The 26,889-nt window shown below is 72.8% G+C and carries 26 protein-coding genes; 12 read left to right on the forward strand and 14 right to left on the reverse strand.

Features of this window, described 5'->3' with window-relative positions; translation table 11 throughout:
- Nucleotides 1-173 precede the first annotated feature (173 nt).
- Genes AC0VYD_RS14310 through AC0VYD_RS14335 form a run of 6 tightly spaced genes read left to right on the forward strand, consistent with a single transcriptional unit; the run spans nucleotide 174 to nucleotide 4,814 of the window.
- Nucleotides 174-2,471, forward strand: coding sequence for a sensor histidine kinase (locus tag AC0VYD_RS14310; protein ID WP_475476028.1), 2,298 nt, complete (start codon nucleotides 174-176; stop codon nucleotides 2,469-2,471).
- On the forward strand, nucleotides 2,471-2,932 hold the full coding sequence (locus AC0VYD_RS14315) for a roadblock/LC7 domain-containing protein (protein WP_475476029.1): 462 nt from the start codon (nucleotides 2,471-2,473) through the stop codon (nucleotides 2,930-2,932). The genes AC0VYD_RS14310 and AC0VYD_RS14315 overlap by 1 nt, the downstream gene beginning before the upstream one ends.
- Nucleotides 2,929-3,300, forward strand: coding sequence for a DUF742 domain-containing protein (locus tag AC0VYD_RS14320; protein WP_475476030.1), 372 nt, complete (start codon nucleotides 2,929-2,931; stop codon nucleotides 3,298-3,300). Before AC0VYD_RS14315 ends, AC0VYD_RS14320 begins: the two co-directional genes overlap by 4 nt.
- 1 nt (nucleotide 3,301) lies before the next feature.
- Entirely contained in the window at nucleotides 3,302-3,898 is a 597-nt protein-coding gene (locus tag AC0VYD_RS14325; RefSeq protein WP_475476031.1) for a GTP-binding protein, read from the forward strand.
- A 30-nt stretch (nucleotides 3,899-3,928) separates the two neighbouring features.
- Complete coding sequence (locus AC0VYD_RS14330; protein ID WP_475476032.1) at nucleotides 3,929-4,429, forward strand: hypothetical protein; 501 nt, start codon at nucleotides 3,929-3,931, stop codon at nucleotides 4,427-4,429.
- On the forward strand, nucleotides 4,416-4,814 hold the full coding sequence (locus AC0VYD_RS14335; RefSeq protein ID WP_475476033.1) for a heavy metal-responsive transcriptional regulator: 399 nt from the start codon (nucleotides 4,416-4,418) through the stop codon (nucleotides 4,812-4,814). Before AC0VYD_RS14330 ends, AC0VYD_RS14335 begins: the two co-directional genes overlap by 14 nt.
- Nucleotides 4,815-4,966: 152 nt before the next feature.
- Here the strand turns inward: AC0VYD_RS14335 and AC0VYD_RS14340 are convergent, their stop codons facing one another.
- Nucleotides 4,967-6,940: an AfsR/SARP family transcriptional regulator gene (locus AC0VYD_RS14340; protein ID WP_475480267.1), complete on the reverse strand. Its 1,974-nt coding sequence runs from the start codon at nucleotides 6,938-6,940 to the stop codon at nucleotides 4,967-4,969.
- 185 nt (nucleotides 6,941-7,125) lie between these two features.
- Here AC0VYD_RS14340 and AC0VYD_RS14345 point away from each other — a divergent pair, with 185 nt between their 5' ends.
- The gene (locus AC0VYD_RS14345; protein ID WP_475480268.1) at nucleotides 7,126-8,004 is read left to right on the forward strand and encodes an alpha/beta fold hydrolase; all 879 of its coding nucleotides are present in this window, start codon (nucleotides 7,126-7,128) and stop codon (nucleotides 8,002-8,004) included.
- A 70-nt stretch (nucleotides 8,005-8,074) separates the two neighbouring features.
- Here the strand turns inward: AC0VYD_RS14345 and AC0VYD_RS14350 are convergent, their stop codons facing one another.
- Genes AC0VYD_RS14350 through AC0VYD_RS14360 form a run of 3 tightly spaced genes read right to left on the reverse strand, consistent with a single transcriptional unit; the run spans nucleotide 8,075 to nucleotide 11,068 of the window.
- A complete protein-coding gene (locus tag AC0VYD_RS14350) occupies nucleotides 8,075-8,893 on the reverse strand; it encodes an ABC transporter ATP-binding protein (RefSeq protein WP_475476034.1) in 819 nt (272 codons plus the stop codon).
- Nucleotides 8,894-8,942: 49 nt separating this feature from the next.
- Complete coding sequence (locus AC0VYD_RS14355; RefSeq protein WP_475476035.1) at nucleotides 8,943-10,037, reverse strand: FecCD family ABC transporter permease; 1,095 nt, start codon at nucleotides 10,035-10,037, stop codon at nucleotides 8,943-8,945.
- Nucleotides 10,034-11,068 carry a FecCD family ABC transporter permease gene (locus AC0VYD_RS14360; RefSeq protein WP_475476036.1) on the reverse strand — a complete coding sequence of 345 codons (1,035 nt, stop codon included), beginning with the start codon at nucleotides 11,066-11,068 and terminating at the stop codon, nucleotides 10,034-10,036. The genes AC0VYD_RS14355 and AC0VYD_RS14360 overlap by 4 nt, the downstream gene beginning before the upstream one ends.
- Before the next feature lie 166 nt (nucleotides 11,069-11,234).
- Between AC0VYD_RS14360 and AC0VYD_RS14365 the strand changes: the two genes are divergently transcribed.
- Complete coding sequence (locus tag AC0VYD_RS14365; RefSeq protein ID WP_475476037.1) at nucleotides 11,235-12,245, forward strand: iron-siderophore ABC transporter substrate-binding protein; 1,011 nt, start codon at nucleotides 11,235-11,237, stop codon at nucleotides 12,243-12,245.
- Nucleotides 12,246-12,248: 3 nt separating this feature from the next.
- Here AC0VYD_RS14365 and AC0VYD_RS14370 read toward each other — a convergent pair whose 3' ends face one another.
- The 5 genes from AC0VYD_RS14370 to AC0VYD_RS14390 form a co-directional block, all read right to left on the reverse strand.
- Complete coding sequence (locus tag AC0VYD_RS14370; RefSeq protein WP_475476038.1) at nucleotides 12,249-13,016, reverse strand: sulfite exporter TauE/SafE family protein; 768 nt, start codon at nucleotides 13,014-13,016, stop codon at nucleotides 12,249-12,251.
- 279 nt (nucleotides 13,017-13,295) lie between these two features.
- Complete coding sequence (locus tag AC0VYD_RS14375) at nucleotides 13,296-13,928, reverse strand: alpha/beta hydrolase (RefSeq protein WP_475476039.1); 633 nt, start codon at nucleotides 13,926-13,928, stop codon at nucleotides 13,296-13,298.
- Nucleotides 13,925-14,875 (reverse strand): ring-cleaving dioxygenase, encoded by a 951-nt coding sequence (locus AC0VYD_RS14380; RefSeq protein ID WP_475476040.1) that lies wholly within the window; start codon nucleotides 14,873-14,875, stop codon nucleotides 13,925-13,927. Before AC0VYD_RS14380 ends, AC0VYD_RS14375 begins: the two co-directional genes overlap by 4 nt.
- 382 nt (nucleotides 14,876-15,257) lie before the next feature.
- The gene (locus AC0VYD_RS14385; RefSeq protein ID WP_475476041.1) at nucleotides 15,258-15,560 is read right to left on the reverse strand and encodes a hypothetical protein; all 303 of its coding nucleotides are present in this window, start codon (nucleotides 15,558-15,560) and stop codon (nucleotides 15,258-15,260) included.
- 250 nt (nucleotides 15,561-15,810) lie between these two features.
- A complete protein-coding gene (locus tag AC0VYD_RS14390; protein WP_475476042.1) occupies nucleotides 15,811-17,049 on the reverse strand; it encodes an MFS transporter in 1,239 nt (412 codons plus the stop codon).
- 69 nt (nucleotides 17,050-17,118) lie between these two features.
- On the opposite strand from AC0VYD_RS14390, the gene AC0VYD_RS14395 reads away from it, so the two are divergent.
- Nucleotides 17,119-18,051, forward strand: a complete 933-nt coding sequence (locus tag AC0VYD_RS14395; RefSeq protein WP_475476043.1) for a LysR family transcriptional regulator — start codon at nucleotides 17,119-17,121, stop codon at nucleotides 18,049-18,051.
- Here the strand turns inward: AC0VYD_RS14395 and AC0VYD_RS14400 are convergent.
- Nucleotides 18,041-18,958 (reverse strand): DUF817 domain-containing protein, encoded by a 918-nt coding sequence (locus AC0VYD_RS14400; protein WP_475476044.1) that lies wholly within the window; start codon nucleotides 18,956-18,958, stop codon nucleotides 18,041-18,043. The genes AC0VYD_RS14395 and AC0VYD_RS14400 overlap by 11 nt on opposite strands.
- Nucleotides 18,959-19,078: 120 nt before the next feature.
- Between AC0VYD_RS14400 and AC0VYD_RS14405 the strand changes: the two genes are divergently transcribed.
- The 3 genes from AC0VYD_RS14405 (at nucleotide 19,079) to AC0VYD_RS14415 (ending at nucleotide 21,532) form a co-directional block, all read left to right on the forward strand.
- Complete coding sequence (locus AC0VYD_RS14405; RefSeq protein ID WP_475476045.1) at nucleotides 19,079-19,879, forward strand: SDR family oxidoreductase; 801 nt, start codon at nucleotides 19,079-19,081, stop codon at nucleotides 19,877-19,879.
- 202 nt (nucleotides 19,880-20,081) lie between these two features.
- Nucleotides 20,082-20,393, forward strand: coding sequence for a hypothetical protein (locus AC0VYD_RS14410; protein ID WP_475476046.1), 312 nt, complete (start codon nucleotides 20,082-20,084; stop codon nucleotides 20,391-20,393).
- Nucleotides 20,394-20,584: 191 nt separating this feature from the next.
- Nucleotides 20,585-21,532, forward strand: coding sequence for a sucrase ferredoxin (locus AC0VYD_RS14415; protein ID WP_475476047.1), 948 nt, complete (start codon nucleotides 20,585-20,587; stop codon nucleotides 21,530-21,532).
- 60 nt (nucleotides 21,533-21,592) lie between these two features.
- On the opposite strand, the gene AC0VYD_RS14420 is transcribed toward AC0VYD_RS14415, so the two are convergent.
- Genes AC0VYD_RS14420 through AC0VYD_RS14435 form a run of 4 tightly spaced genes read right to left on the reverse strand, consistent with a single transcriptional unit; the run spans nucleotide 21,593 to nucleotide 26,887 of the window.
- Nucleotides 21,593-22,456 (reverse strand): ATP-binding cassette domain-containing protein, encoded by an 864-nt coding sequence (locus AC0VYD_RS14420; RefSeq protein ID WP_475476048.1) that lies wholly within the window; start codon nucleotides 22,454-22,456, stop codon nucleotides 21,593-21,595.
- On the reverse strand, nucleotides 22,453-24,357 hold the full coding sequence (locus AC0VYD_RS14425; protein WP_475476049.1) for a dipeptide/oligopeptide/nickel ABC transporter permease/ATP-binding protein: 1,905 nt from the start codon (nucleotides 24,355-24,357) through the stop codon (nucleotides 22,453-22,455). The genes AC0VYD_RS14420 and AC0VYD_RS14425 overlap by 4 nt, the downstream gene beginning before the upstream one ends.
- Nucleotides 24,354-25,352 (reverse strand): ABC transporter permease, encoded by a 999-nt coding sequence (locus AC0VYD_RS14430; RefSeq protein WP_475476050.1) that lies wholly within the window; start codon nucleotides 25,350-25,352, stop codon nucleotides 24,354-24,356. The genes AC0VYD_RS14425 and AC0VYD_RS14430 overlap by 4 nt, the downstream gene beginning before the upstream one ends.
- 8 nt (nucleotides 25,353-25,360) lie before the next feature.
- Entirely contained in the window at nucleotides 25,361-26,887 is a 1,527-nt protein-coding gene (locus tag AC0VYD_RS14435) for an ABC transporter substrate-binding protein (RefSeq protein WP_475476051.1), read from the reverse strand.
- Nucleotides 26,888-26,889: the final 2 nt, after the last annotated feature.

The raw sequence follows: 26,889 nt of genomic DNA on the forward strand, positions 1-26,889 counted from the left end.
TTATATCTCCACGCATCCCACGGTCACCAGCGCAACCCCCGCCCCCAACCGGATCCGGCCACCCGCAAAGCCTTGCAAATCCCCCCGTAGGGCGATTAGCTCTGTGGAACTCCACCCCCTGTCCCCCACCGGCGGCCCTCACCCACCTCCCCGCCACTCCCCCAAGCGAACCCATGCCCCACGACAAGCGTTCCTCGCTTCGCGCCCGCATGATCACCCTGGCCCTCATCCCCAGCACCGCCCTGCTGGCCCTGTGGGCGGTCCTGACCACCGTCCTGGCCACCGACATCCGTGACCTGCGAGCCACGGCCACCCTCACCGAGGAGATCGGCGCACCCGTCGTCGACGTCATCAGCCACCTCCAACGCGAACGGCGCGCCACCATCGCCGCCCCCGGATCCACCACCAGCGGCACACCCCTCCCCCGGGCCCGGGAGGAGACCGACCAGGCCGTGACCGCCCTGAACCGCGCCGTGGACAGCCTCGACCACCACGACCTGCCCACCCAGGTCCTGGACTTCCGAACCGCCCTGGAGCGGCTCGACCACCACCGCGCCACGGCCGCCGACCCGCCAGCCGACACCAGCCACCTCCAGTCAGTGGCCGCCCCCTACTCGCACATGATCGAGGCCGGGCTGCGCGTGTGGGACGCCCAGATCGAGCGTGCCGACCCCGCCGTCACCCCCCACCTGCGCTCCCTGACCTCCCTGATGCGCGCACGCGAACTCCTCAACCAGCAGGACACGATCCTGGCGCACGCGGTGGCCACCGACAGCTTCACCCCCCAGGCGCACGCACAGTTCGCGGCCGCAGTAGGCGCCCAACAGCACACCTGGTCACGGGTGGACGCCGAACTCGGCGAGGACCGCGGCGACGACTACCGGGCGCTGGAGGGCTCCTCCCAGATGGAGACCGTCCAGCTGCTCCAGGACGGTGTCATCGGCAGCCCCGTGCACGGCCCCGCCGCCCGGGTCCCGATCAACGCCACGAGTTGGCGGGGGGCCGCCGAGGCCCTGGACGCACGGATGCTCGAAGTCGAACAGGGGCGGCGCGAACGCGTGGTCGACCTGGGCCACGGCCAGGCCCGCGATCTGCTCGGCGGTGTACTGCTCGTGAGCGTCCCCGCGCTGGTGGTGGCCCTGGCCTCGACTCTGGTGGCGGTGGCCGGGTCCCAGCGCCTGGGCCGGCGGCTCCAGCAGTTGCGCACCGACAGCCTGCACCACGCCCGGTTCCGTCTCCCGCAGGTCACCGCGCGGCTGCGCGCCGGGGACAGCGTCGACGTGAACGCCGAGGCCCCGCGGCTCCCGGTGGTCCGAGGCGACGAACTCGGCCAGGTGGCCGAGGCGTTCAACGACGCCCAGCGGGCCGCGGTGGTGGCCGCGGTGGAGGAGGCCCAGGTGCGTGCGGGGGTGCGCAACATGTTCCGCAACATCGCCCGGCGCACCCAGTCACTGGTGCACCGCCAGTTGGCGCTGCTGGACCGGTTGGAGCGCTCCGAGGCCGACCCCGGGGTGCTGGAGTCGCTGTTTCGCATCGACCACTTCAGCACCCAGATGCGTCGCAACGCCGAGAACCTGATGCTGCTCAGCGGTGACCGGCCCACCAGCAGCGGGGCGGCCCCGGTCGGGCTGCACGAGGCGGTGCGGGCAGCAGCCAGCGAGATCGAGGACTACGCCAGGGTGCGGGTGCTGGCCCTGCCCCGGGTGAGATTGTCCGGGCAGGCGGGGGCCGACCTGGTGCGGCTGATCGCCGAACTGTTGGAGAACGCCGCGTCCTTCTCGCCCCCGGGGACCGAGGTGACGGTGGGCGGGCGGCCCCTGGAGGGAGGCGATCACCTGGTGGAGGTCGAGGACCGGGGGCTGGGTATGACCGCGGACCGGCTGGAGTCAGCCAACGCGCTGCTGGCCCACCCGCCCCGGTTCGATCTGGCCCGAATCCGCGAGGACTCCCAGCTGGGGTTGTTCGTGGTCGCCACGGTCGCCGCCCGGCACGGGTTCGAGGTGGAGCTGCGGGCCCTGCCCTACCAGGGCACCCGGGCACAGGTGCGGATCCCGGCGTCGGCGGTGGCCGAGCACTCCCCCGGCACCGGACCGGTGCGCCCCCTCGGATCGGAGCCCTCCCGCGAGGAGGCGGTCCGCGCGTCTGCACCGGTCGGCGCGGCCCCGCCCGGGCGGGGTCCGGACGGTCCCGCCCCCTCCCCCGGCGTGTCGGGCCGGACCTACAAGGGGCTGCCCCGGCGTCGGCACCGTAGGACGGACCCCGCGGCTCCCGGGGCGGCCCGCCCCCGGGGTGCGCACGAGGGCCCCGGTACCGAGAGCGCCGGAGGGCAGCGGCCGCTGTCGCAGATCCGGTCGATGATGAGCGCCTTCCAGGCCGGCACGGAGCGCGGACGCGCGGAACCGGCCGAGAGGGAGGACGAGGAGGGCGTCTTCGGACAGGAGGCGCCCCGTGACGAGAGTTGGGAAGGGTGATGTCGATGTCGTCTGGTGCCACCACGGGCGGCCGGGTCGTCGGGAACGGCGCGGAGGATCCGTCTGCGGGACAGCGGCTGGACTGGTTGATGGGTGATCTGGTGGAGCGGGTGGCGGGGGCGCGCAGCGCGCTGCTGCTGTCGGCGGACGGGTTGCTGCTCTCGGCCTCTCCCGGTTTGGAGCGGGAGGAGGGTGAGCGGCTGGCGGCGGTCGCTTCGGGGGTGGCGAGCCTGGCCCGGGGTGCGCGTGCGCAGCTGGGGGCCGGTGAGGTGCGCCAGAGCGTGGTGGAGATGGACAGTGTGTTCTTCTTCGTCCTGCCCGCGGGGCAGGGTGCACAGTTGGCACTGGTGGCTGATGCTTCCTGTGACATGGGGCAGGCGGCGTTCGAGGTGCACCGGTTGGTGCGGCAGGTGGGGCCGTACCTGTCGGCGCTACCGCGCGGGAGGGGAGGTGTGGGGTGAGCGTGGGGTTCTCGGAGGAAGAGGGGTGGTCGGCGGAGTCGAGCCTGATCCGCCCGTACTCGTTGACGGGAGGCCGCACGCGGCCCTCGCGGTCGGACTTCTCGATGACCTCGCAGGTGGTGGCGGCTCCGTCGATGGACGCGCAGGAGGTGGACCCGGAGCTGGAGCTGATCCTGTCGGTGTGTGCGCGTCCGGTGTCGGTGGCGGAGCTGGCCTCGCGGTCGGGTTTTCCGTTGGGGGTGTTACGGGTTCTGCTGTCTGACCTGTTGGACCGTGGGCAGGTGATGGTGCACACCTCGGGTTGGGAGCGGCAGCGTCCGGACGCGCAGACGTTGCGGATGGTCCTGGAACGCATTCGGGAGTTGTGAGGTGGCGGTGTTGGGAGGGTCGGTGGACCCGGCCGGGCAGGGCCCGGTTCCGGACACGTTGAAGATCGTGGTCGCTGGTGGTTTCGGTGCGGGCAAGACGACGCTGGTCTCGGCGTTGAGCGAGGTGGAGTCGTTGCACACCGAGGAGGTGATGACCTCCGAGAGTGTGGGGGTGGACGACCTGGGCGGGGTGGAGGGCAAGTCCACGACGACGGTGGCGTTGGACTTCGGCCGGGTGACGTTGGACGCCTCCACGGTGGTGTACCTGTTCGGGACGCCGGGGCAGCGGCGGTTCGCGTTCATGTGGGAGGAGTTGGCGCAGGGGGCGCTGGGTGCGGTGGTGTTGGCCGACACGCGCCGGTTGGCGGACTCCTTCGACGTGATCGACTTCTTCGAGACGCGCGGGGTGCCGTTCGTGGTGGCGGTGAACTGTTTCGACGGTCAGCGCACGCACCGGGCGGAGGACGTGCGGGTGGCGTTGGACGTGGCCGAGGGGGTGCCGGTGCTGTTGTGCGACGCGCGTGAGCGTGAGTCGGTCAAGGAGGTCGTGGTGGAGCTGGTGTCGCTGGTACTGCGCCTGGAGTTGTCGGGCGCCTGACGGAGGATGCGGGTGCGGTGGGTGGCGGGCTTGACCCCGCACCGTGGTGCGGGGTCGACCATGGCGGACATGAACCTTGCGACAGCTTTGCGTGTGATCCGTTTCTCCGCGGTGTACGACCTGGTGGTCACCGGTGCCTTCGCGTTGCCCTGGACCGTCGGTCTCGCCTTCCAGACGGTGGGGTGGGCCCACGGGGCCCTGGGGCTGTCCGGTGCACTGCCCTCGACCGACACGGTGTTCACGGCCCTGTTCGCCAACCTCATGGGCAGCGTGGTCGTGGTCTGGTCCGTGGTCCGGCTGCTGCGTCCGAGCCTGGCGCTGGGGGTGGCCGACACCTGCGCCCGGTTCCTGTTCTCGTTGGGTATGGGTGCTGCCCTGGTCTCCGGGGGCTCCACGGTTTTGGCGGGGCTCCTGGCGGCCGAGGTCGCCTGGGGGGTGGTGCAGGGCGCCGTGGTGTTCTCGGCGCTGCGGTCCGGGGCCGGGGACGGGGCCGTGGCGGGCGTCCTAGGATCGCGGCATGAGGATCGCTGAGCTCGCGCGCCGCTCGGGCGCCAAGGTGTCCACGGTGCGGTTCTACGAACGCCGCGGGCTGCTGCCAGTGCCGGTGCGCTCGCCCAACGGCTACCGGTCCTATGACGCGCAGGACGTGCGCCGGGTGCGGTTCCTGCGCCGGGGGCAGGAGTTGGGGTTCACCCTGGCCGAGCTCGCCGAGTTCGTGGTGCTCTCGGACCGCTCCCGTGACGGGACGGTCCTGCCCGGGCGGGTCAGGGAGCGCGGTCGGGCCAAGGTGGCCGAGATCGACGGGCGGATCGAGGACCTACGCCGGATGCGCGCGGCGCTACTCGGGGTCCTGGAGGCGCCGTGTGTGGATCCGGCCGAGCCGTGCCCGGTGGTGGCCGCCCTCGCCGGCGAGTAGCTCGCGGACCGGGTCCTCGGCGGGCGCGGGCGGACAACCCGCGCCCGCCGGGGACCCGGTGTCCTGAATGTCTCTCTTTTCTCTCTCGATCTTGGGTGAGACTTTTTCTGTCTGGGCCCGGGGGATTTTCCATAAACCCTCAAACCCTGCCCCTAGGAGTGGAGGGCGCGGTCGAGGTCCCGTAGGTGGTCGGCGACCGGTCCGAGGGTGAGCATGCCGGTCTGTGCTCCGGCGAGCTCCCCGGCTGCGGGGGTGAGCGCCGCCAGGGCACGGTGCATCGCGGGCCGGTCGGCCAGGGCAAGGGCGGCGCGTGCGGTCAGTGCCCAACGGGCTTCCAGAAGCAGGTCGCGGGGCGCTTCGGGGGTGGCGGCCAGGGCGTCCGCGGCCTCGGTGCGGCGCCCCTGGGCGAGCAGCACGTGGGGGCGGGCCCAGGGTTCGTGGGGGCCGTAGTCGGTACCCGGGTCGGTGGGCGCGGGGCGGTCGTGGTGCAGGTGCAGGCACAGCAGGGCCAGGGGGTGCAGCCCGTGTTCGAGCCCGGGCATGCCCGCGCCGTGCAGGCGGTCGGCGGCCCCGCGGTAGGCGGCCTCGGCCGTGGCGAAGGGGGTACGGGGGTCGGTGGCGGTGCGCAGCGCCCGGTACCAGGTGGTGAACACCTCGGCCAGGGGGCGTTCGTGGTGGCGGGCCAGCGCCTGGGCGGCCTGGGCGTGGTGGTCGGCTCCGGGCCAGTCGGCCGACGCGGCCCGGGACTGCAACCGGACGAGGTGCCCCAGGATCTGGAAGGTGACCAGGTCGTGGCGGTCCGCCAGGGTGAGGAGTTCGGCGCCCAGTGCGTCGCGTTCGGGTGCCAGCCCGGTGCGGTGGAAGGTCTGCATGTACCGGGCGTTGAGGGCGAAGGCCAACAGGGTGGGGTCGCCCAGGTCCCGGGCGAGCTGTTCGGCTGCGGCCGCCGCCAGGGGTCCGCGGTCCCGGCGGGAGCCCCGTGACTCCAGGGCCACGGTGGCCAGCAGGCGGGCGCGGGCGGCCTCGTGGCCCGGTCCGGGCAGCGCGGCCAGGGTGCGTTCGGCGGCGGCGACCACCTGGGCGGACTGGTCGGGGTCGTCCACGCGGGTCCAGTTGGCGGGGACGTCGTAGGCACCGATGACGCGGGCGGTGAGGCGGGGGTCGCCGAGTTCCTCGGCCGCGGTGACGGCGGCCAGTCGCTGGGAGCGTGCCGTCCGGAGGCCTTCGGGGCCGGTGACGGCCATCTCGCGCAGGAGGCCGACGGTGGATTCGAGCCGCACACGGGCGCCGGGGGTGACGGTGCGCTGGTAGGCGGCGGCCGCCCGGGTCCAGAGCTGGTCCCCGGTGTGCTCCGGTACGGGTTCGGGGATGAGGTGTTCGGCCTGGTGGAGGATGTCCTGTTCCAGGCGGCTCAGGGCGGGGCCGGGGTCCACGCCCAGTTGTTCGACGAGCAGGGCGCGGGAGCGGCGCAGGACGGCCAGGGCCTCCCCCTGTCGGCCGGTGCGGTACAGGGCCAGGGCCAGCAGGCGCCAGGCGTCCTCGCGCCAGGGGTGTTCGGCCACGTGCGCTTCCAGGTCGGGGACGGCCTGCGCGGCCTGGCCCAGGTCCAGGCGGGCCCGGGCCAGGCGTTCTAGGGCGTGCAGGCGCAGTTCCGCCAGGCGGGCGCGTTCGGTGCGGGCCCAGGGGGCGTCGGGGAAGTCGGCGTAGGCGGGGCCGCGCCAGGGTTCCAGGGCCTGCTGGAGTCGGGGCAGGGCCTGGGCGGGCGGCAGGGCGGCGGCCTGCCGGAAGCGTTGTTCGAAGAGCCAGGCGTCGACGGTGTCGGGGTCGGCCCTCAGGGCGTAGCCGGGCCCCTGGGTGGTGAGCAGGGCGGCTGGGGCCCGGGGCGGGCGGTCCGGTTCCAGGGCGCGGCGCAGGGCGGCGACGAAGGTGCGGACGGCGCTGGTGGCTCCGGGGGGCGCGGCGCCCTGCCACAGGTCCTCGATGAGGAGTTCGACGGGGACGACGCGGCGGCGGGCCACGATCAGCCGGGCCAGGACGGCGCGGTGGCGCGGTCCGCGCAGCGCGAGGGGCCGTTCGGCTCCGTCCCAGGCCGTGACGGGTCCGAGCACCCCGAAACCCACCCGCACCGGCGTCACCTCCCCCTGGTCGGTGTGGTCCGTGGTCAACGTACAGCGTCTCGGCCCGGACCTGCGCACCCCGCGGGGTGCGCAACGCTCGCTCATCGGTTGCTCATCGGGCGGCGACAGGCTGGAACCACCCCGGGCGAGGGCCCGGCGGAAAGGGATCCACCGAGAAAAGGCAGGGCGTGATCATGGCTCCGGTCATCGAGGGTTTCGACTACGGGAGGGTGCGGGTGGCCCCGGACGTGTCGCTGAACGCGGCGGTCGGGGGTTCGGGGCCGCCCCTGGTGCTGTTGCACGGGTTCCCGCAGACCCACCTGATGTGGCGGCACGTGGCCGCGGACCTGGCGGCGGACCACACGGTGATCTGCCCTGACCTGCGCGGGTACGGGGACAGCGACAAACCGGAGGAGTCCGGGCCCGGGGTGTACTCCAAACGGACCATGGGCGCGGACGTGGTGGAGCTGGCCCGGGCCCTGGGGCACGAGCGGTTCGCGTTGGCCGGGCACGACCGCGGGGCGCTGGTGGCGGTGCGCGCCGGGCTGGACCACCCGGCGGCGATCACGCACCTGGCCAGCCTGGACGTGCTGCCGACCCTGGACATGTGGGAGGCACTGCGCGGGGTGGGCGGGGCGGTGGGCTTCCACCTGTACCTGATGGCCCAGCCGCCGGGGCTGCCCGAGCGGATGATCGCCGCCAGCGCGGAGGCGTTCTTCGGGTACTTCCTGGACGCGTGGTCCACCGGGCCGGGGGCCTTCCCCGCCGAGGTGCGCCGGGCCTACCTGGACGCCAGTGCCGGGGCGGTGCCCTCGATCGTGGCCGACTACCGGGCCTCGGCCGGGATCGACATCGAGCACGACGCGGCCGACCGGGCCGGGGGAAGGCGGTTGGAGATGCCGGTGACGGTGCTCCAGCAGGACTGGGGCGCGGCCCTGGGCTACGACGCCGTCGCGCTGTGGCGGGCCTGGGCCCGGGACCTGCGGCACGCCACGGTGGGTTCGGGGCACTTCATGGCCGAGCAGGACCCGGTCGGGGTCGTGCGGGAGCTCAGGGAACTGCTCGGGCGCTGACCCGTCCCGACCGGGGCAGGGGCCGCACCGGAGTGCGGGCGAGGGGCCCGTGCGAGGATGCGGCCCCGGGTCAACCGTGCTCGCGCCGGGCTCCCCTGCGGTCCACCGGAACGATCATCGGGGTGTGCGTCTCGGGGTCGGGGATGATCCGCACCGGGAGCCCGAACACCTTCTCCACCAGGTCCGCGGTCACGATGGTGGCGGGTTCGCCCTCCGCCACGATGGCGCCGTCCTGCATCACGATCAGGTGGGTGGCGTAGCGGCAGGCGTGGTTGAGGTCGTGCAGGACCGCGACCAGGGTGTGGCCGCGCTCGGCGTGCAGGTCGGCGCACAGGTCGAGCATGTCCATCTGGTGGGCGATGTCCAGGTAGGTGGTCGGCTCGTCCAACAGCAGCAGCGGGGTCTGCTGGGCCAGGACCATGGCCAGCCACACGCGCTGGCGCTGGCCGCCGGAGAGCTCGTCCACGGAACGGTCGGCCAGCGCGGAGACGCCGGTGGAGGCCATGGCCTCGGCGACCACGGCCTCGTCCTGCTGGGACCACTGGCGCAGGAAGCTCTGGTGCGGGAAGCGGCCGCGGGCGACCAGGTCGGCCACACCGATGCCGTCGGGGGCGATGGAGGACTGCGGGAGCAGGCCCAGGCGCCGGGCGACCTCCTTGGCCGGGTAGGAGCTGATCACCTCGCCGTCCAGGAGCACGTTGCCGCGGGCGGGTTTGAGGGTGCGCGACAGGGCGCGCAGCAGTGTCGACTTTCCGCAGGCGTTGGGGCCGACGATGACGGTGAAGGAGTTGTCGGGGATGCGCACGGCCAGGTCGCGGGAGATGACGCGCTGGTCGTAGGACAGGGTCAGGTCCCGGCCGTTGAGGCGGGTGCTGGCGTCTTCGGTCATCGTTCTCTTTCGGGTGTGGCTCGGCGGTGGCTGCGGGCGGGCAGGCGGGTCAGGCGCGGCCGCCCCGCCACTCGGTGTAGAGCAGCCAGATGAGGTAGCTGCCGCCGATGACGGCGGTGACGACGCCCACGGGCAGTTGGGTGGGGGCCATCAGGCGCATGGCGACCAGGTCGGCCAGCACGAGCAGGGCGGCGCCCATGAGCGCGGCGCCGGCCAGGGTGGTGCCGCCGGCGCGGGTCAGGCGCCGGGCGAGCTGGGGCGCGGCCAGGGCCACGAAGCCGATGGGGCCGGCCACGGCGATGGCGGCGCCGGTCAGGGCGCTGGCCGCGGCCAGCGCGACGATCTGGGTGCTCTGGGCGGACACGCCCAGGCCGCGGGCGGTGTCCTCGCCCAGTTCCAGGAAGCGCAGGCGCTGTCCCACCGCGAAGATGACGGGGGCCAGCGCGGCCAGGCCGATCCAGACGGCGGCCGCCTCCGCCCAGCCGCGGCTGTTGAGGCTGCCGATCATCCAGATCTGGGCGCCCAGGGCGTCGGTGAGGTCGGCGCGGGTCATCAGGTAGTCGCGGACCGAGGCGAGCATGGCGCTGACACCGATACCGACCAGGACCAGCCGGTAGCCCTGCACACCGTTCTTCATGGCCAGCAGGTAGACCACCGCCGCGGTGACCAGGCCCCCGGCGATGGCGCCCAGGGAGACCACGAGGCGTCCGGCGCCCAGGAGGAGGATGGCGGCGACGGCGCCGGTGGCGGCTCCGGAGGTGAAACCGATGATGTCGGGGCTGCCCAGCGCGTTGCGGGACAGGCTCTGGAAGACCGCTCCGGCGATGCCCAGGGCCGCGCCCACGCCGATGGCGGTCAGGGCGCGGGGCAGGCGCACCCCCTGGACGAAGAAGACGTCGAGGCGTTCACCGAAGCCCATCAGGGCGGCGGGGACGGCGGAGAGCGGAACCCCGTAGTCCCCGACGGAGACCGACACGACCAGGGTCAGGGCGCTGACCAGGGCCAGGGTCAGGCAGACCACGAGGGTGCGCGGGCGCATGAGGAAGGAGATCCGACCGCCCGGTGAGCGCCAGGCGCGCGCACCCCGCGGTGTGGGGCGTGCGGATTCGGTGGCGCTGGACACGGGTGTGAGGGTGTCGCTCACAGCTGGGCCATCTTTCTGCTGCGGACCAGGGCGATGAACAGGGGAGCCCCGACGAGTGCGGTGATGATGCCCACCTCCAGTTCGGAGTCGGGCAGGATGACGCGTCCGACGGTGTCGGCGGCGGTGAGCAGGACGGCGCCCAGGACCGCGGCGTAGGGCAGGAGCCAGCGCTGGTCGGGGCCGGTGATCACACGTGCGGCGTGCGGGATGATCAGGCCGACGAACCAGATGGGGCCCGCGGCGGCGGTGGCGGCCCCGCACAGCAGGATGACTCCGAGAGCGGTTCCGGCGCGGATGAGGGGGATCCGGGCGCCCAGGGTGGCGGCCAGGTCGTCGCCCAGGGCCATGGCGTTCAGGGAGGGGCCCAGGGCCAGGGTGACGACGATCCCGGCCACCAGGAAGGGGGCGACCTGGAGGAAGATGTCGAGGTCGCGTCCGGTGAGGGAGCCGACCTGCCAGAAGCGGATGCGGTCGAAGACGAAGTCGTTGAGGACGATGACGCCGTAGATGAGGCCCTGCAGGACGGCGGCCAACGCGGTTCCGGCCAGGGCCAGGCGTACGGGGGTGGCGCTGGAGCGCCCGCGTGAGCCCAGGGCGTAGAAGGCGACGGCGGCCAGGGCCGCGCCGAGGAAGGCGGGCCAGACCAGGGCGGATCCGCTGGCGCCGAGGACGAAGACGGCGACGACCACGGCCGCGGCGGCTCCGGAGTTGATGCCCAGGATGCCGGGTTCGGCGAGGGGGTTGCGGGTCAGGGCCTGCATGAGGGCCCCGGCCAGGCCGAGGGCGGCGCCCACGAAGACGCCGATGACGGTGCGGGGGACGCGCAGGCTGCGGATGACGTCGTGGTCGTAGGAGCCGTTGTAGTCGGTGAGTGCGGCCCACACGTCGGCTGCGGGGATGGGTTTGGCTCCGACGGTGACGCTGAGGAGCGCGCAGACGGCCAGGGCGCCCAGGGCGATGACGAGGCCGATGGGGCGTATGACTCGTCTGGTGAGGGTGGGGCGCGTTGGTGTGGGCGCGCGCAGGAGCACGGCTTCCCCGTTCGTCTTGCTGGGTGATCAATGGTGCGGGTGGTGGGTGAGGCTGACCTGCACCTGAACCGACGAGGCATCGTATGTCATCGTCCGGGATCGCCCCAATCCCACCCGAACAGGTTAGCCTTACCTACATCATGCTCGCACGGAAGGGTCCCCGTAGATGTCGCACAGCACAGCCCTCCTGCGCTCGCTGAGCGTGTTCGCCCTGGCCGGGGCGCTTTCCCTGACCGGTTGCGGTACCGGTGGCGACGGCTCCGCCCCCGAGGGCACCGCCCAGACCCGCACGGTGGAGGCGGCCAACGGGACGGTTGAGGTGCCCGCCTCCCCCGAGCGGATCGCCGTACTGTGGCGCCCCGCCCTGGCCGCCGTCACCCAGCTGGGCCACGGCGTGGTCGGCACCATGGGCACACCCGGCGCGGACGGGTACGGGCTGGCGCCCTTCCTGCCCGAGGAGGTGGACGGCGCCGACCTGACCCTGGTCACCAACTCCCCCGCCGAGGACGACGTCAACATCGAGGAACTGGCCACCGCCGAACCCGACCTGATCATCGGGGTGAGCACCCCTGCGGGCGCCCAGGCCGAGATGGTGGACCGCCTGGAGGCGATCGCGCCCACCGTCCTGCTGGAGTGGGAGGGCACTGGCTCCTGGCGCGGCCACCTGCGGGAGGTCGCCGGGGTCCTGGGCGCCCAGGCTCGGGCCGAGCAGGCCGTGTCCGCCTACGAGGAGGCGGTCGAAGGGGCCCGCGGGGAGCTGGAGGCGGCCGGTGTGGACCCCGCCGGGACCGAACTGTCCCTGGTGCGGTTGCAGAGCGAGACCGAGATCCGCCTGGAGACCCCCGGCTCCTTCCCCGGCCAGATCGTCGCCGACCTGGGCTTCGCCCGCCCCGGCACCCAGTTGGAGGGCGAGGGGGAGACCGACTTCGTCCCGCGCAGCTACGAGCACCTGGACCAGGCCGACGGCGACGTGGTCTTCGTCCTGGCCGGTTCGGGCTACCCGGACGCCCCCGAGACCTTCTCCGACGGGCTGTGGGCCAACCTGGACGCGGTCGGGAACGAGCAGGTCTACCGGGTGGACTACGACTTCTGGGGTTCGGCCAACCACCACGGTGCGCACCGGATCATCGACGACGTCACGGCGGCGCTGACGGGTGGGACGGACCCCGCGGTGTAGGGCTCAGGCGAAGACGTCCCAGCCCATCCGGACGAGCAGGGCCAGCACGACCACCAGCAGCACCGCGCGCACGAACCCCGATCCCCGCTGCAGGGCCATCCGGGCGCCGACCTGGGCGCCCAGGATGGTGCACAGCGCCAGGCCCAGGCCGAGCAGCCAGTCCACGTGGCCGCCCAGGGCGAAGACCACCAGGGCGCCGATGTTGGTGCACACGTTGACGATCTTGGCCGAGGCCGAGGCGTGCAGGAAGTCCATGCCGAGCACGGCGGTGAAGGCGATGATGAGGAAGACGCCGGTGCCGGGGCCGATGATGCCGTCGTAGAAGCTCACCCCGAGTCCGGCCAGCGCCACGGCGGCCAGGATCCGGTTGCGGGTGCGCAGGGCCGGGTTCGGCCGGGTGCCCATGGCGGGCCGGAAGACCACCAGCAGGGCCACGCCGGCCAGGACCACCATGATGATCGGTTTGAGCACGTCGGCGGTCAGGGCGACGGCCAGGCCCGCGCCCAGACCCGAACCGAGCAGGGCGAGCCCCGCGGTGGGGATCACGACGCTGCGGTCGATCGTGACCTTGCGGGCGTAGGCGATGGCGGCGGAGGTGGTGCCGAAGACCGCGCCGAGCTTGTTGGTGCCCAGCAGGGTGGCCAGGGGCAGATGGGGGGCGGCGACCATCAGGGCGGGGAGCAGCAGCAGGCCCCCTCCCCCGACGACGGCGTCGATCCAGCCCGCGGCGACGGCGGCCAGCAACAGCAGGCCGAGGATTTCGGGGTCCATCACCGGGACTGCTCACTGCGGGAGGGGATCATCGGTTCTCTTCCGTGGCGGGGATCGGGGCGCGAGCCAATCTAGCCAGCGGTACGGACTGCTTTGTCAGGGGACCGGGGCATTGGTCCCCTTACATGCGGGTGATGACCCCTGTTCCTTGTTGCTGAAATCCTTCACCTTTACGACGTAGATTCGTCATTGCGGTGAGAGAAGCGGTGACGCCCGGGTGCACGGGGCGCCACCGCCGCTGGTGGGGGCTCCTCTGCGGAGCCCGGATCGGGGTCGCGCTCAGAACCCGGCGCGGTCGAACCAGTCCCTGGCCCGGCCCAGCACGTCCGGGGGTAGCTGGTGTCCCCCGGGGTGCTCGTGGGCCTCGACCTCCGCTCCCCGCTCCCCCAACTGGTCGGCGAGCAGACGGGCCTGGTCGACGGTGGTGATCGGGTCGGCGACACCGTTGCCCAGGAACACCCGGGTGCCCGAGAGCTCGACCGGGCCGGGTTCGCGCCCCTGGAGCGGGGCCCCGCCCGCGAAGAGTGCCGCGCCCGCGACCAGCCCCGGGTGGAGCAGCAGCAGGCCCGCGCCGGTGTTGGCGCCGTTGGAGAACCCGCTGACCACGATTCGCTCGGGGTCCAGGTCGTAAGCCGCGGTGGCGGCTCTGACGAACCCGGCCAGTTCGGCGGTGCGCCCGATGAGGTCCTCGACGTCGAAGACGCCCTCCCGCAGGCGGCGGAACCAGCGGTTCATGCCGTTCTCGTCGACCCTGCCGCGCGGGGACAGCAGGGCGGCCCCAGGTGCCAGGGCCCGGCCCAGCGGCAGCAGGTCGTGTTCGTCGGCGCCGGTGCCGTGGAGCAGCAGCAGGGTCGGGGTGCCCGGGCGGGTCGCCGGTTCGAAGACGTGCGTGAACTCCTCCAGGGCGGTCACTGGCGGACCTCCACGCGGGGCAGGTTCGCGGCGATCTGTGCCTGGTCGGGCTGCAGCCACGGCGGGAGCTTCAGCGAGCGGCCCAGCTCCAGCAGCGGTTCGTCGTAGTCGAACCCGGGGCCGTCGGTGGCGATCTCCAGCAGCACGCCGCCGGGCTCACGGAAGTAGATGGAGGTGAAGTAGGTGCGGTCGCGGATCTCGGTGACGCCCACACCGTCCTGCTCCAGACGCCGGCGCCAGGAGTCCTGGACGGGGGTGTCGGGGGCGCGGTAGGCGACGTGGTGGACGGTTCCGGCAGCGACCAGGCCGCGTTCGGCCCCGGGGTCGGCCAGGACGTCGACGATGGTGCCCACCCCGTCGCCGGTGTCGTTGGTGCGGAACCGCATCCGGTTGCCGTCCTCGCTGTGCAGGCGGAACCCCAGCTGGTCGCCGAGCATCCGCGCGGTGCCCTCGGCGTCCTGCTCGGTGAGGGTGACGGCGCGGATGCCGCGGATGGCGTGCTCTGTGGGGACCACTCCCCCGTCCCAGGGGTCGGTGTCGTGGAAGTCTGCGCTGGCGGCCAGTTCGATGGCCAGGCCGTCGGGGTCGCGCAGGCTGAGCACGTCCTCCTCGCCGCGTTCGCTCGGCCGGGTGATCGGCACGTTCAGGGCGGAGAGGTGGTCGGCCCACCAGCCGAGAGAGCCCTCGGGGACGGAGAAGGTCGTGGTGGTGGCCTGACCGGCGCCGAGCCTGCCCTTGGGGGCGTCGGGCCAGGGGAAGAAGGTCATGATCGTGCCGGGGTTGCCCGCGCGGTCGCCGTAGTAGAAGTGGTAGGTCTCCGGGGCGTCGAAGTTGACGGTCCGCTTGACCATGCGCATGCCCAGCGCGTTCAGGTAGAAGTCGGCGTTGGCCTGGGGGTCGCTCGCGATCGCGGTCACGTGGTGGATCCCCGAGGGGCGCACGTCCATGTCCTTCACCCTTCCTGTGGCTGCCGGTCACCCGCTCCAACAAGTTGAATCTTAAACTAATTCCGCGCGGAAGCCCCCCTCCCTCTCTCCTTCCCCCTCTGCGCGGGGCTCGGACAGGGGGTCAGAGGGATTTGGCCACCACCGCGCGGGCCACCAGACTCACGCCTGCCCTTACTCCGTGCCCGACCCGCGCCGCAGCCCCGGAGTCAGCACGGAGGCGCCCCAGAAGCGTCACCAGAAACCACAGAGCCGCCCACAGAACGAACATGTGGGCCGTGTCCGGTTCGGAAGAAGCAAGCACGTCCGGGGCTCACTCACACGCGGTGGCCTCAGCCGGAACGGAGAACATCTGCGGGGTCGCGTCCGGTGCGGTCGCTTCCAGTCACCGGGCCCCGGCCCTGTCCGGAACGAGAAGGGCGTCCTGTACCTGGTCCCACCTCACCCGGAAGAGCCCGCCCTCCTCCAAGTCCTCGACGACGGCGGCGATGCTGCGCAGGTCGAAGTCGTCGTCCACCGGAACACCTCCGTCGCGGTGGTGGGTGACCAGCCCGGTCACGTAGCGGCGCAGCGCTTCGGCCCCGGCCCGAGCTGCCTGACGGGCCTGTGCGTTCCAGCGGGCGTCATGTGGGATCCACGCGGCGATGACCTCGGTGGGGGTGGGGGCGTTGCGCAGCTCGGTAGGCATATGACCACGGTAACGAGCCGAGCGGGGAAGGTGGTGGAGGTGGAGAAGCAGGTCAGGCTTTCAGGGATTGTCCGGTCCATCCCCGCGTGGGCGGGGCTCACAGTTAATAACCTGCAACAACACAGGACGTTATCTTCGCGTGCTCTTGCTCGGACGGCCCGTACAGCCCAAGCGTACGAATCTCCCAAGGCCCGGAAGGCTACAACTCCTTCATCGGTACGAGCCACCCCGCCGGGCCTCCCGCAATCACTCAGGCTCTGGCCGGGGCGGGCAGGCGGCGCAGACGCAGCGCGATGAGTCCGGCAAGGGCGGTCAGGGTCAGAGCCAGGGCCACGGTGCCGTTCCAACCAACCGCGTCGTAGACCACCCCGCCGAGCCACCCGAACAGGCTGGCGCCCAGGTAGTAGGCGAGCGTGTAGAGGGCCGTGGCCTGGGCGCGGCCGGTCACCGCCCGGGCCCCCACCCACGCCGAGGCGGTGGCGTGGGCGCAGAAGAACGCGAAGGTCAGCAGGAGCAGGGTCGCCAACAGGAGGACCACCGAGGTGGTGAACAGGCCGCCCAGCCCGAGAAACAGCATCAGGGTGGCGGTGGTGAGCACCCCGTATCGGCCCCGGCGCAGAGTGGCCGAACCGGCCATGCCCGAGCCCAGCATCCCGGCGGTGTAGGACAGGAACAACAGCGAGGCGACCGCCTGGGACAGGCCGAAGGGCGCGTCGGTCAGCCGGAACCCCAGCACGTTGTACACGGCCATGAAGGCGCCCATGAGCAGCAGCGCCTGGGCGTAGAGGGCGGGCAGGCCACGGGTGGTGAGGGCGGCGTACAGGCGCTGGCCCATCCCCGGTTCCGCCGGGCCGCCGCCGCTGCGGGTGGCGGGTGCCGTTTCGCGTCGGCGGGGCAGGACCAGCACGAACACGGCCAGGCTGGCCAGGCCGAGGAGGGTGTTGGCGGCCACCCCCCACTGCCAGCCGCCGAGGTCGGCGGCGAACCCGGCCAGGAGCCGCCCGGCCATGCCGCCCAGGGGGTTTCCGGCGATGTACAGGCCGGTGGCCCTGGGCGCGCCGGCGGGGTGGATCTCCTCGGCCAGGTAGGCCACGGCCGCGGCGGAGACCCCGCCCAGGGCCGCGCCCTGCAGGGTGCGCAGCAACAGCAGGACCCACAGTTCGGTGGCCAGGGGCGCCGCGGCGCCCAGGAGGATGGCCAGGAGCAGGGAGAGCGTGATGACGCGCGCCCTACCGACGCGGTCGGCGATCCCGCTCCAGAGCAGGGTGCATCCGGCCAGGCCGCCGGTGGCCAGGGAGACGGTGAGTGCGGCCTGTCCGGCGGAGGCACCGAACCCCTCGGCGATGGCGGGCAGGATCGGCTGGACCGACCACAGTTGCGCGAAGGTGGCCACGGCGGCGGCCACGAGGGCGATGACCGTGCGCCGGTAGGCGGCCGTGCCGGCGCGGGGGCGCGGGTCACGGCTGGTGGATGTGCTGGTCACGGTCATGCCTCAACGCTAGAAAACGCCCTTTCATACGTCCAATGCATGATTTCACGTTGTTGCATACTGTTTCGTATGGATGTTCCTGATGTGGACACACTGGCCGGGGTGCTGGCCCCCCGTTTGCGGATGATCTCCGCGGTCGCCGGGACCGAGCACGTCACCCACGCGGCGGAGTCGCTGGACATGCCCCAACCCACACTGAGCAGGGCTCTGGCCCGGTTGCAGGAGGAGTTGGGGATGGCGCTGGTGGAGCGCACCGGCCGGGGGATCCGGTTGACCCGGGCCGGTCGTGTGCTGTTGCCGCACGTGGAGCGCGCGCTGGACGACCTGCGCCAGGGGGTGGCCGAACTCACCGGGGCCGAGGAGGGCCGGGTGGCGCTGACGTTCCTGCCCACCCTGGGCGTGGAGGTGGTACCGGTGCTGCTGCGGGGTTTCCGGGCCGAGCACCCGGGGGTGCGGTTCACCCTGACCCAGGAGGCGTGGGCGCAGTCACTCCAGCGCCTGTCCGCGGGCGGCGCGGACCTGGCGCTGACCTCGCCGCTGCCCTCGGGCCAGGGACTGGTGTCGGCGGTCCTGCACACCCAGCACCTGCGCCTGGTGGTGCCCGAACACCACCCCCTCGCCGCGCAAGGACCCGTGTCGCTGGCCTCGGTGCGCGACGAGTTCATCCTGCTCAAGCCGGGGCGCGGGGTACGTCACCTGACCGACCGGCTCAGCGACCGGGCGGGGTTCACCCCCCGGGTGGCCTTCGAGGCCGACGACATCGCCACGGCGCGCGGCCTGGTGGCGGCGGGGCTGGGGGTGTCGGTGCTGCCCGCCCGCCCCCGGGGGCCGCTGGGCGGGACGGTGGAGCTGCCGGTGCGCGACGGGGACGCGGAGCGGCCGGTGGGGGTGGTCTGGCCCGAGCAGGGGTCGGGCGGCGGCTACGAGCCCCCGGCGGTGGCCCTGTTCCGGGACTACGTGCGCCGGGTGGGCCCGAAGGTCATCCCCGACCTCACCGGCTGAGTTCGTGGCCCGGCCCTCGCACCACCTCGGCGGTCTCCGCCAACGGCCGCGGCCGGTACACGAAGGTCACCAGGACCACGGAGATGATCATCAGCAGGAACCAGGAGACGAGCTTGGACAGCGACACGAGTTCCCACCCGTCCGCCTGGTTGGGGTAGATCCAGGCGCCCGCGGCGGTGGCGATGTTCTCGGCGACCCAGATGAAGAAGGCCACCCCGGTGAACGCCGCCAGGATGGGCATCCTCCGCCAGGGCCGGGCCCGGTGGATGCGGAACTGCATGGTGCAGCGGGCGTAGAGCACCACGATCACGGCCAGCAGGACCCAGCGGGCGTCGAAGACGTAGTGGTGGCCGAAGAAGTTGGCGTAGACGGCCGCGCCGAGCAGGGCGGTCGCCCAGCGGGCCGGGTAGCGGTCGAAGTGCAGGTCGAACAGGCGGAAGACCCGGACCATGTAGGAGCCGACCGCGGCGTACATGAACCCGGTGTACAGCGGCACCCCTGCGATCCACAGCAGGCCGTCGCCGCCGTAGTGCCAGGAGCCCACGGAGGTCTTGAAGATCTCCATGACCGTGCCGACCAGGTGGAACAGCACGATCACCCACAGCTCGCGGCCGCTCTCCAGGCGCAGCAGGAGCATGAGCGCCTGGATGGCCACCGCTCCGATCACCAGTGCGTCGCTGCGGGAGAGCGCGGCGGCCTCGGGGTACCACAGGTGGGTGGTGACCAGCAGTACCAGCATCGCGGCGCCGAAGACGCAGGCCCAGGCCTGTTTGACCGTGAACACCGCGAACTCCAGCAGGAACCCGCGTACCCTCCCCCGGCCGTGCAGGGCCTCCAGGCGCCGGCGCGCCCAGGAGTCGAGGCGCTGTTCGACGGGGGTGAGGGACCACAGGCGTTCACTCGGCATGCGCTCGATGGTACAAATCCTCCGGCTCAGTTTCGTCCCGGCCCCCGACCCGCGACGCCCCGGACCCGGGGGTGGAAAACCCTTTGTGGGCGAGCGCCGCCGCGGCCAGGATGAGTTCCCATGAACGCTCATCCGAACCCCGCCGCGGCCTCCGCTCCCGAGGTGTCCGCCCGTCCCGTCGCCCTGGTCACCGGGGTGGGGCGCACCGTGGGCATCGGCGCCGCGATCGCACGCCAACTGGCCGACTCCGGTTGGGACGTGGCCCGCGGCCAGTGGAAGCCCTACGACGAGCGCTTGCCCTGGGGTGTGCAGGCCGAGGCCGTCGACGCCCTCGACGCCGACCTGGCCGAACGCGGCGCGGCCACCGTCGCCGTCGAGGCCGACCTGGCCGACCCGACCTCACCCGCGCGCGTCTTCGACGAGGTCGAGCAGCAACTGGGGCCGGTGCGCGCCCTGGTGGTGTGCCACTGCGAGTCGGTGGACTCCGGGCTGCTCGACACCACGGTGGAAAGCTTCGACCGGCACTTCGCGGTGAACGCACGCGCCCCGTGGTTGCTGGTGCGCGAGTTCGGGCTGCGCTTCGCCGGGGAGCACGGCAGCGGCCGAATCATCGCCCTGACCAGCGATCACGTGGTGGACAACCTGCCCTACGGGGCCAGCAAGGGCGCCCTGGACCGGATCGTGCTGGCCGCGGCGCGCGAGCTGTCCCACCTGGGGGTGAGCGCCAACGTGATCAACCCGGGCCCGGTGGACACCGGCTGGATGCCCGACCGGGTACGCGAGCACTGCACCGAACACACCCCATTGGGGCGCCTGGGCACCCCGCGCGACACCGCGCACCTGGTCGACTTCCTGTGCTCGCCCCAGGGCGGCTGGATCAACGGGCAGCTGCTCAACAGCGACGGCGGCATCTCCGCCTGACCCGGCGGGGCGGGGAGGCCCACCAAGAGCGGAACAGGGCGGAACGGGGGTTGTGCCGGTGCGACTCGAACGCGGGGCGACCGGATTCCGGGACCGTGGCGAAGCGGCGCTCCCGCGGACGGACCCGGCCGCCTTCCGCGGCGCGTGCTGGGAGGCCGCTCGCCGAGCCGGCGGGACGGTTGGCGAATCGGGCGGCGCGGGGGTGGTCGACTTCCTCTCGGCGACGATCAGGTGCGGCGCACGCGAGCACGTGGTTCTGGGCCACCCGCACCTGAGGGTGGTCGCCTTCGCCGACGCACCGGTGGTGCCCGGCGGACCGGCGCCGGTCTTCACCGACCCGCCGGGGTGGTCGGAGGCTTTCGAGGTCCTGGGCTTCGGCTGCCTGACGGCCGACGAGCTGGACACGCCCGTCTCCGAAGTGGACCTGGGCGCGCTCTCGCGGGCCGAGCACGCACAGATCCGTCACTGGCGTCCGGACACGGTGGGCGAGCTGCTGTTCAACTCCTGGGACTGAGGAAGCCGGGGCGGGGGCGGGCTCGCGGAGCACGGTGGGAACCGACACGAAAACGGGACCCCGGCCACGCCACTGAACCCCGGGGCAGGATAGGGTAGCCTAACCAACCTGCCACGCGGAGGGGATCCCCCGGCGGGATCCCCGCGTGCGCACAGCACAGCAGTGAGCACCATCCGATTGGACGTGGTCCCGTGCGGCTTCCCACCGCCCCCGACGGTCGCCGGGGTTGTTCCGCCCTGGCGCGCTACACCGACGAGCAGATCGCGGGCACCGCGGGGCGCACCGGCGGCTGGCTCCTGGTCGAGCACAACGGCCCCTGGCGCCACCCGGCCTTCACCAGCCCCGGCCTGGACAAGACCGTGGTCTCCCGGCTGGCCGAGCGCATCACCGGGCACGACGTCAAACCCCAGCTGATCAAACGCCCCGGAGCCAGCGAACGCATCCGCGGCGACGGCCCGCTGCGCGCCTACTTCGTCCACACCAGCCGCACTCACCCCTGGGCACGGCGGGTGGACTTCCACGACCTGGCCGAACTCCTGGCCTTCGACGTCACCGCCGTCGAACGCCCCGAACCGCCCTCCTTCGGCACCCCGGTGGACCACACCCTCTACCTGGTGTGCACCCACGCCAAGAAGGACCCCTGCTGCGCGATGCTGGGCCGCCCGGTCGCCTCGGCCCTGGGCGCGGCGGGCCGCGCCGAGGTGTGGGAGACCACCCACGTGGGCGGCGACCGCTTCGCCGCCAACCTGGTGGCCCTGCCCCAGGGTGTGTACTTCGGCCGCCTGGACCCGGAGTCGGCGGCCCGCACCGTGGACGCCTTCGAGCGGGGCCTGGTCCTGCCCGAGAACTACCGGGGCCGCTGCACCGACTCCTCCCCCGCCCAGGCCGCCGAGGCCGCGCTCCGCGCCTGGCTCGGCGTCCCGGTGGGCGTCAACGCGCTGACCCACCTGTCCGAGGAGGAGACCGCGGACGGGGTCCGGCTCACCCTGGGGCACGGCGGCGGCCTGTACTCGGTGACCGTGGAGACGGTCGAGGGCCAGGAGTGCCCCACCACCTGCTCGGCCCTGTCCCCCACCCGGCCGGTCCACCACCGGGTGCGGGAGATCAGTCAGGAGCTGCCCAGCGGGGCCCGCGGCTGACTCCGGGGCCGGTCGGGGCGCGTCGTGCGGTCGGGCCCACCGAAGAAGACGGGCTCCGCCTCAGCCGCGCGGTACCACCCGGTGCGGGGTGAGGGGCTCGGCCGCGGCTTCGGAGGGGCGCGGCAGCTCCCGTCCGTCCGGGACGCTGTCCAGGAGCAGCCGGGTGTAGGGGTGGGCGGGGGCTTGGCCCAGGACCTCGTGCACCTCTCCCCGTTCCACCACGCGCCCCAGGTAGAGCACGGCGACGTCGTCACTGACCAGGCGCACCACGCTCAGGTCGTGCGAGATGAACAGCATCGTCAGGTCGAGCTCCGCGCGCAGGTCAGCCAGCACGTTGAGGACCTCGGCCTGGACCGAGCAGTCCAGGGCGGAGGTGATCTCGTCGGCGATCACCACCCGGGGGCGGGCGGCCAGGGCGCGGGCCACGGCGATCCGCTGGCGCTGGCCCCCGGAGAACGCGTGCGGATGGCGGTTCGCCGCGTCGGGGTCCAGCGCCACGAGCCCCAGCCAGCGCTCGACCTCGGACCGGTGCATGCGCAGCGACGCACGGCGCGGATCGACGGCCTCGGCGATGGCCGCCCCCACGGTCATCCGGGGGTTCAGCGACGCGTAGGGGTCCTGGGGGATGAGCTGGACCGAGCGCCTGAGCGCGGCCACCTCCCTCCTGTCCGCCGAGGCGAGGTCGCGGCCCTCGTGCAGTACCCGTCCGGCGGAGGGCCGCAGCAGGCCCACCAGGGTGCGGGCCAGGGTCGACTTGCCCGACCCCGACTCGCCGACCAGCCCGAGGGTGCGCCCGTGCCGCAGTTCGAGGTCGACCGACTGCAGGACCGGGGCCGCCCCCGAGCGGGAGCCGTAGCCCACGGTGACGCCCTCGGCTCGGAGCAGGGCGGGGCGGGCGGTCCGGTCGGACTCCGTGGCGGTCATCGCGCATCCTCCGGGACGTCGTCGTGCGGGGTGGTGACCGGTGCGAAGCACGCGGCCGTGCCCGTCCCGGTCCCGACCGGTTCGGGCACCGAGTCGTGGCACAGGTCCAGGGCGTGTGAGCACCGGGGCGCGAACGCGCACCCCGCTGGGCGCAGCCCGGGGCGGGGAGGGCGCCCCGGGATGGTGGCCAGGCGGTCGGACGGCGCCTCACCAGCGGCCGGGGCCAGGGCCAGGGCGGCGGCGGGGGTAGCGCTGAGCAGGGCACGGGTGTAGGGGTGAGCCGCCTCCCCTCCGCGCAGCGCGGACGTGTCGAGGGACTCCACCACGCGGCCCGAGTACATCACCAGGGCCCGGTCGCACACCGAGGAGACGACCGCGATGTCGTGCGAGATCAGCAGGACGGCCGTCTCCCCGCCGCGGCCGGCCTCCCTTAGCAGGCGCAGGACGTCGGCCTGGACCGTCACGTCCAGGGCCGTGGTGGGCTCGTCGGCGATGATCAGCTTCGGTGCGGCGGCCAGCGCCGCGGCGATCATGGCGCGCTGGCGCATCCCGCCGGACAGCTGGTGGGGATAGCTCCGCATGAACTCGTCGGGGTCGGCGACGCGCATACGGGCCAGACTGCGCCGCACCCGCTCGTGTGCCTCCTGCGGTGTCGCCCGCGCATGGGTGCGCAGGACCTCGGTGAGCTGGGTGCCCATCCGCAGCGCGGGGTTGAGCGAGGACAGGGGGTCCTGGAAGACCACGCCCAGGTCCAGGGCCAGCCTTCGCGCCTCGGGGCGTCCGCGCAGGTCGAGGTCGCCCAGGCGCATCACCTCGGCGCTGGGCCGCAGCCCCGTCGGGAGCAGCCGCGCCACCGCCATCGCGGTGAGCGTCTTGCCGGATCCGGACTCCCCGACCACCCCGACGATCTCCCCGGGTCCCACGTCGAAGGAGACACCGTCGACGAGCCGGGTCCCGGAGGCGTCGGAGACCGTCAGCGAACGCACGCCGAGCACACCCGCTCCGCGGTCCGCCCCGGTGCCGGCGGCCGGAGCGGAGGTCTCGGCAGTGGAGCGTGCGAGGGCGCGGACGCCTGAAGAGCGCGCGTCGGCGCCGGCCGCCACGGCGTCGCCCACCAGCCCGGCGCAGGTCCCGGTGAGGACGATGGCCAGGGCCGGCCCCAGGGCCTGGCTGGGGTTGGTGTGCAGTTCCCGGAGCCCCTCGGAGAGCAGCGACCCCCAGTCGAAGTGGGGCGGCTGGGCGCCCAGGCCGAGGAAGGACAGGCCGGACAGGGTCACGAGGATGGTGCCGAAGGCCACCGAGACCAGGACCAGCAGCGGTTCGGCCATGTTGGGCAGCATGTGCCTCAGGAACAGGCGGTGCTTGGGGACGCCGAGCATGCGGGCGCTGGTGACGTAGTCCCGTGCGGCGACCGAACCGGCGAGGTTGGCGGTGAGCCGGGCGAAGGCCGGACTGCCCGCCACGCCGACCGCGAGGACCGACGCCGTGGGACCGGGGCCGACCACCGCGGCCACCAGGAGCGAGAGGATCAGGGCGGGGTAGGCGACCAGGACGTCGATGATCCGCAGCCCGGCGGTCCGCACGCGCGGTCCGCTCAGCCAGATCGTCCCGCCCAGCAATAGGCCGACGCTCGCGGCCAGGGCGGTGGCCAGGGCGGTCGTCTGCAGGGTGAGCCGGGTGGCGGTGAGCGTGCGGGCCAGCACGTCGCGTCCCAGCGCGTCGGTGCCCAGCCAGTGGTCGGCCCCGGGCGCGGCCCGGGTACTGTCGCTGAGCTGCGCGGCCTGGTCGCCCCAGACCCAGGGCCCCAGGACGGCCAGGACCAGGACGGTCAACAAGCCGGCCGTGCCGACGACGAGGCCGGGCCTTCGGGGAAGGGTGGGGGTGCGCGGGGGAGAGGTCACGACGAACTCGCCTCCTCGGTCTTTCCGGTGAGTGTGCGGGGGTCGAGTACGCCGAGGCAGACGTCGACCAGGAGGTTGATGACGGCGGCCATGAGTCCGATCACCAGGACGATGCCCTGGATGACGGGGAAGTCGCGGACGAGGATCGCCTGCACCACCCGGCTCCCGAGACCTGGCCAGGCGAAGACCGACTCCACGATCACGGTGCCGCCCATCAGCCCGGCCAGGAGCAGCCCTCCCATGGTCAGGGTCGAGGTCAGCAGGTTCGGCAGCGTGTGCCGCGCGTACAGCGCCCAGCCGCCCAGGCGCTTGGCGCGGGCCGTGCGCAGGTAGTCCTCCTCCAGCACGACGGCGGTCTCCCGCCGCACGATGCGGGCCAGCGCCGCCGCGGGCGAGAGCGCGATCGCCGCCACGGGCAGCAGGAGCGAGGCCGGGGTGGCGGCGCCCGCCGCCGGCAGCCAGCCCAGGGTGACGGCGAACAGCAGGACCAGGAGCGTGCCCGCGATGTACTCGGGGGTGCAGCCGACGACGGAGGCCGTGGTGGTGAAGGCCGTGTCGAGGGGGCGCCGGCGCCCGCCACGGCACGCCACGGCCACCACGACACCCGCAGGGACCGCGACCAGCAGTGCGACCAGCACCGAGAACACGGCCAGTTGCGCGGTGAAGGGCAGGCGCGTGGCGATGACCTGCGACACCGCCTCACCGGTCTGGAAGGAGGTGCCGAGGTCACCGGTGAGCAGGCCGCCGACGTAGGAGGCGAACTGCTCGGCCAGGGGCCGGTCCAGCCCCAGGGAGTGGCGCATCGCCTCGACCTCCTCCGGGGAGGCGTCGACGCTGATCGCCGCGCGGGCGGGGTCCCCGGGCACCAGTTGCAGGATCAGGAAGGTGGCGGTGACCAGGACGACGAGGACGGCGCCCAGGCCGAGGAGGCGGCGCAGGAGGAAGCGGGCCCAGATCCGGCCGGGTCTGGCGCGTGTGGTGGACAGGGGGGACATCGGCGGCCTCAGTCCGTGATCCGCAGGGTGGAGATCTCGACACCGGTGGGGAAGACCGTCGCGCTCACGTGCTCGGCCATCACCCAGCTGACGTCCACCGAGGACAGCGGGACCGCGTGGTGTCCCTCCAACATCGCCCGCTGCGCGTCCTGCCACGCGGCACACTGCTCCTCGGTGTCCACGGACGACATCGCGTTCTGGAAGCCTTCGGTCAGACCGGGGCTGTCGACCGCGCCGAAGTTGCGGCCGTCCGGTGGCGGCGGCCCGGTGAGCAGGGACATCGTGGGAGTGAGGGTGCCGCTGGGGTTCAGTGCGGCCATCACCGTGACGTCCCAGTCGCCCTCGGCGCCCAGGACCTCGGTCCCCCAGGTGGCGTTGTCCACGTTGCGCAGGTCGATCTGTGCGCCGGCTTCGGCGAGCGCGGCGCGGACGTACTCGTTGCCGGATCCGCCGGCGATCGCGTTCGTGCCGACCAGGTTCATCTCCACGTCGCCGAGGATCCCGGCCGCGGCGTCGGGGTCGGTCTCCGTCAGCAGTGACGCGTCGTCCAGGGCGCACCGGAAGTCCGCGGGGACCACGGTGTTGAGCAGGGTTCCGGCCTCGCTGGTGACCGCGTTGCGGAAGGCATCCGGTTCCACGCTCCGGGCGACCGCCTCCCGTACCCGCGGGTCGGCCCCGGGCCTGCCCTCGCGTTCGTTGAACACCAGGAACATGAACACCGTCGGCCGGGAGACGACGGTGTACTCCTCGGGGTCGAAACGGGCGCTGTCGGCGCCGGTGAAGGCGGCGTAGTCGATCTGGCCGGTCTCCATCTGGTTGGCGACGGTGCTCTCGTTCTCGATCACCTGGAAGGTGATGGTCTCGGGGAACGAGCCCCGGGTGCCGAAGTCCGGTGCCCAGTCGTAGTCCTCGCGCAGGGAGAAGGTGTACTCCGATCCCCGCTGGGATTCGGTGAGGGTGTAGGCCCCGGTTCCCGGGGCTCCGCCCGAGGCCAGTTCCTCGGGGTCGGTGGTACACGGGATCCCGGCCTGTGCGGAGGACAGCCCCGGCAGGAGGCCCGACCAGGGGCTCTCCAGGGTGACGGTGACGGTTCCCGCGTCGGTGTCGGAGGAGATCTCGGGCTCGCCGGGCCCGAACACGTTGCCGGTGATCGATGAGCCGGTGTCGGGGGAGGCGAGGTACTCCAGGGCCGCCGCCACCGTGTCGGCGTCCAGTGCCGTTCCGTCGGAGCAGGTGACCCCCTCCCTGAGGGTGAACTCCACCTCGGTGGGGCTCTCCTCCCACGACACGGCCAGTCCGGGGACCGTCTCCCCCTCGGGGTTCGACCGGACCAGGGTGTCGTGGGTCAGGCGTGCGAACTGGTAGTCGGCGGCGACGTTTCCCCGCGCCGGATCGAACGATGTGGCGTCCGCCGTGACGGCGACGCGTACCCGGGACGTGTCGGCGGCGCCCTCCGAGCCGGTGGTGCAGGACGTGAGGGCCGCGGTGGCCAGCACCACGCCGAGCGCCGTCCATCTGCGCGTTGGTCGAGTCACGA

Source organism: Nocardiopsis sp. iso_40, assembly GCF_056173285.1.

Excerpts from the sequence above, each read along its gene's own strand:
- AC0VYD_RS14310 (WP_475476028.1), top strand. The coding sequence starts at position 174 with ATGCCCCACGACAAGCGTTCCTCGCTTCGCGCCCGCATGATCACCCTG.
- AC0VYD_RS14370 (WP_475476038.1), bottom strand. The coding sequence starts at position 13,016 with ATGGACCCCGAAATCCTCGGCCTGCTGTTGCTGGCCGCCGTCGCCGCG.
- AC0VYD_RS14335 (WP_475476033.1), top strand. The coding sequence starts at position 4,416 with ATGAGGATCGCTGAGCTCGCGCGCCGCTCGGGCGCCAAGGTGTCCACG.
- AC0VYD_RS14400 (WP_475476044.1), bottom strand. The coding sequence starts at position 18,958 with ATGCCGAGTGAACGCCTGTGGTCCCTCACCCCCGTCGAACAGCGCCTC.
- AC0VYD_RS14365 (WP_475476037.1), top strand. The coding sequence starts at position 11,235 with ATGTCGCACAGCACAGCCCTCCTGCGCTCGCTGAGCGTGTTCGCCCTG.
- AC0VYD_RS14390 (WP_475476042.1), bottom strand. The coding sequence starts at position 17,049 with ATGACCGTGACCAGCACATCCACCAGCCGTGACCCGCGCCCCCGCGCC.
- AC0VYD_RS14385 (WP_475476041.1), bottom strand. The coding sequence starts at position 15,560 with ATGCCTACCGAGCTGCGCAACGCCCCCACCCCCACCGAGGTCATCGCC.
- AC0VYD_RS14420 (WP_475476048.1), bottom strand. The coding sequence starts at position 22,456 with ATGACCGCCACGGAGTCCGACCGGACCGCCCGCCCCGCCCTGCTCCGA.
- AC0VYD_RS14430 (WP_475476050.1), bottom strand. The coding sequence starts at position 25,352 with ATGTCCCCCCTGTCCACCACACGCGCCAGACCCGGCCGGATCTGGGCC.
- AC0VYD_RS14315 (WP_475476029.1), top strand. The coding sequence starts at position 2,471 with ATGTCGATGTCGTCTGGTGCCACCACGGGCGGCCGGGTCGTCGGGAAC.
- AC0VYD_RS14405 (WP_475476045.1), top strand. The coding sequence starts at position 19,079 with ATGAACGCTCATCCGAACCCCGCCGCGGCCTCCGCTCCCGAGGTGTCC.
- AC0VYD_RS14395 (WP_475476043.1), top strand. The coding sequence starts at position 17,119 with ATGGATGTTCCTGATGTGGACACACTGGCCGGGGTGCTGGCCCCCCGT.
- AC0VYD_RS14345 (WP_475480268.1), top strand. The coding sequence starts at position 7,126 with ATGGCTCCGGTCATCGAGGGTTTCGACTACGGGAGGGTGCGGGTGGCC.
- AC0VYD_RS14380 (WP_475476040.1), bottom strand. The coding sequence starts at position 14,875 with ATGGACGTGCGCCCCTCGGGGATCCACCACGTGACCGCGATCGCGAGC.
- AC0VYD_RS14350 (WP_475476034.1), bottom strand. The coding sequence starts at position 8,893 with ATGACCGAAGACGCCAGCACCCGCCTCAACGGCCGGGACCTGACCCTG.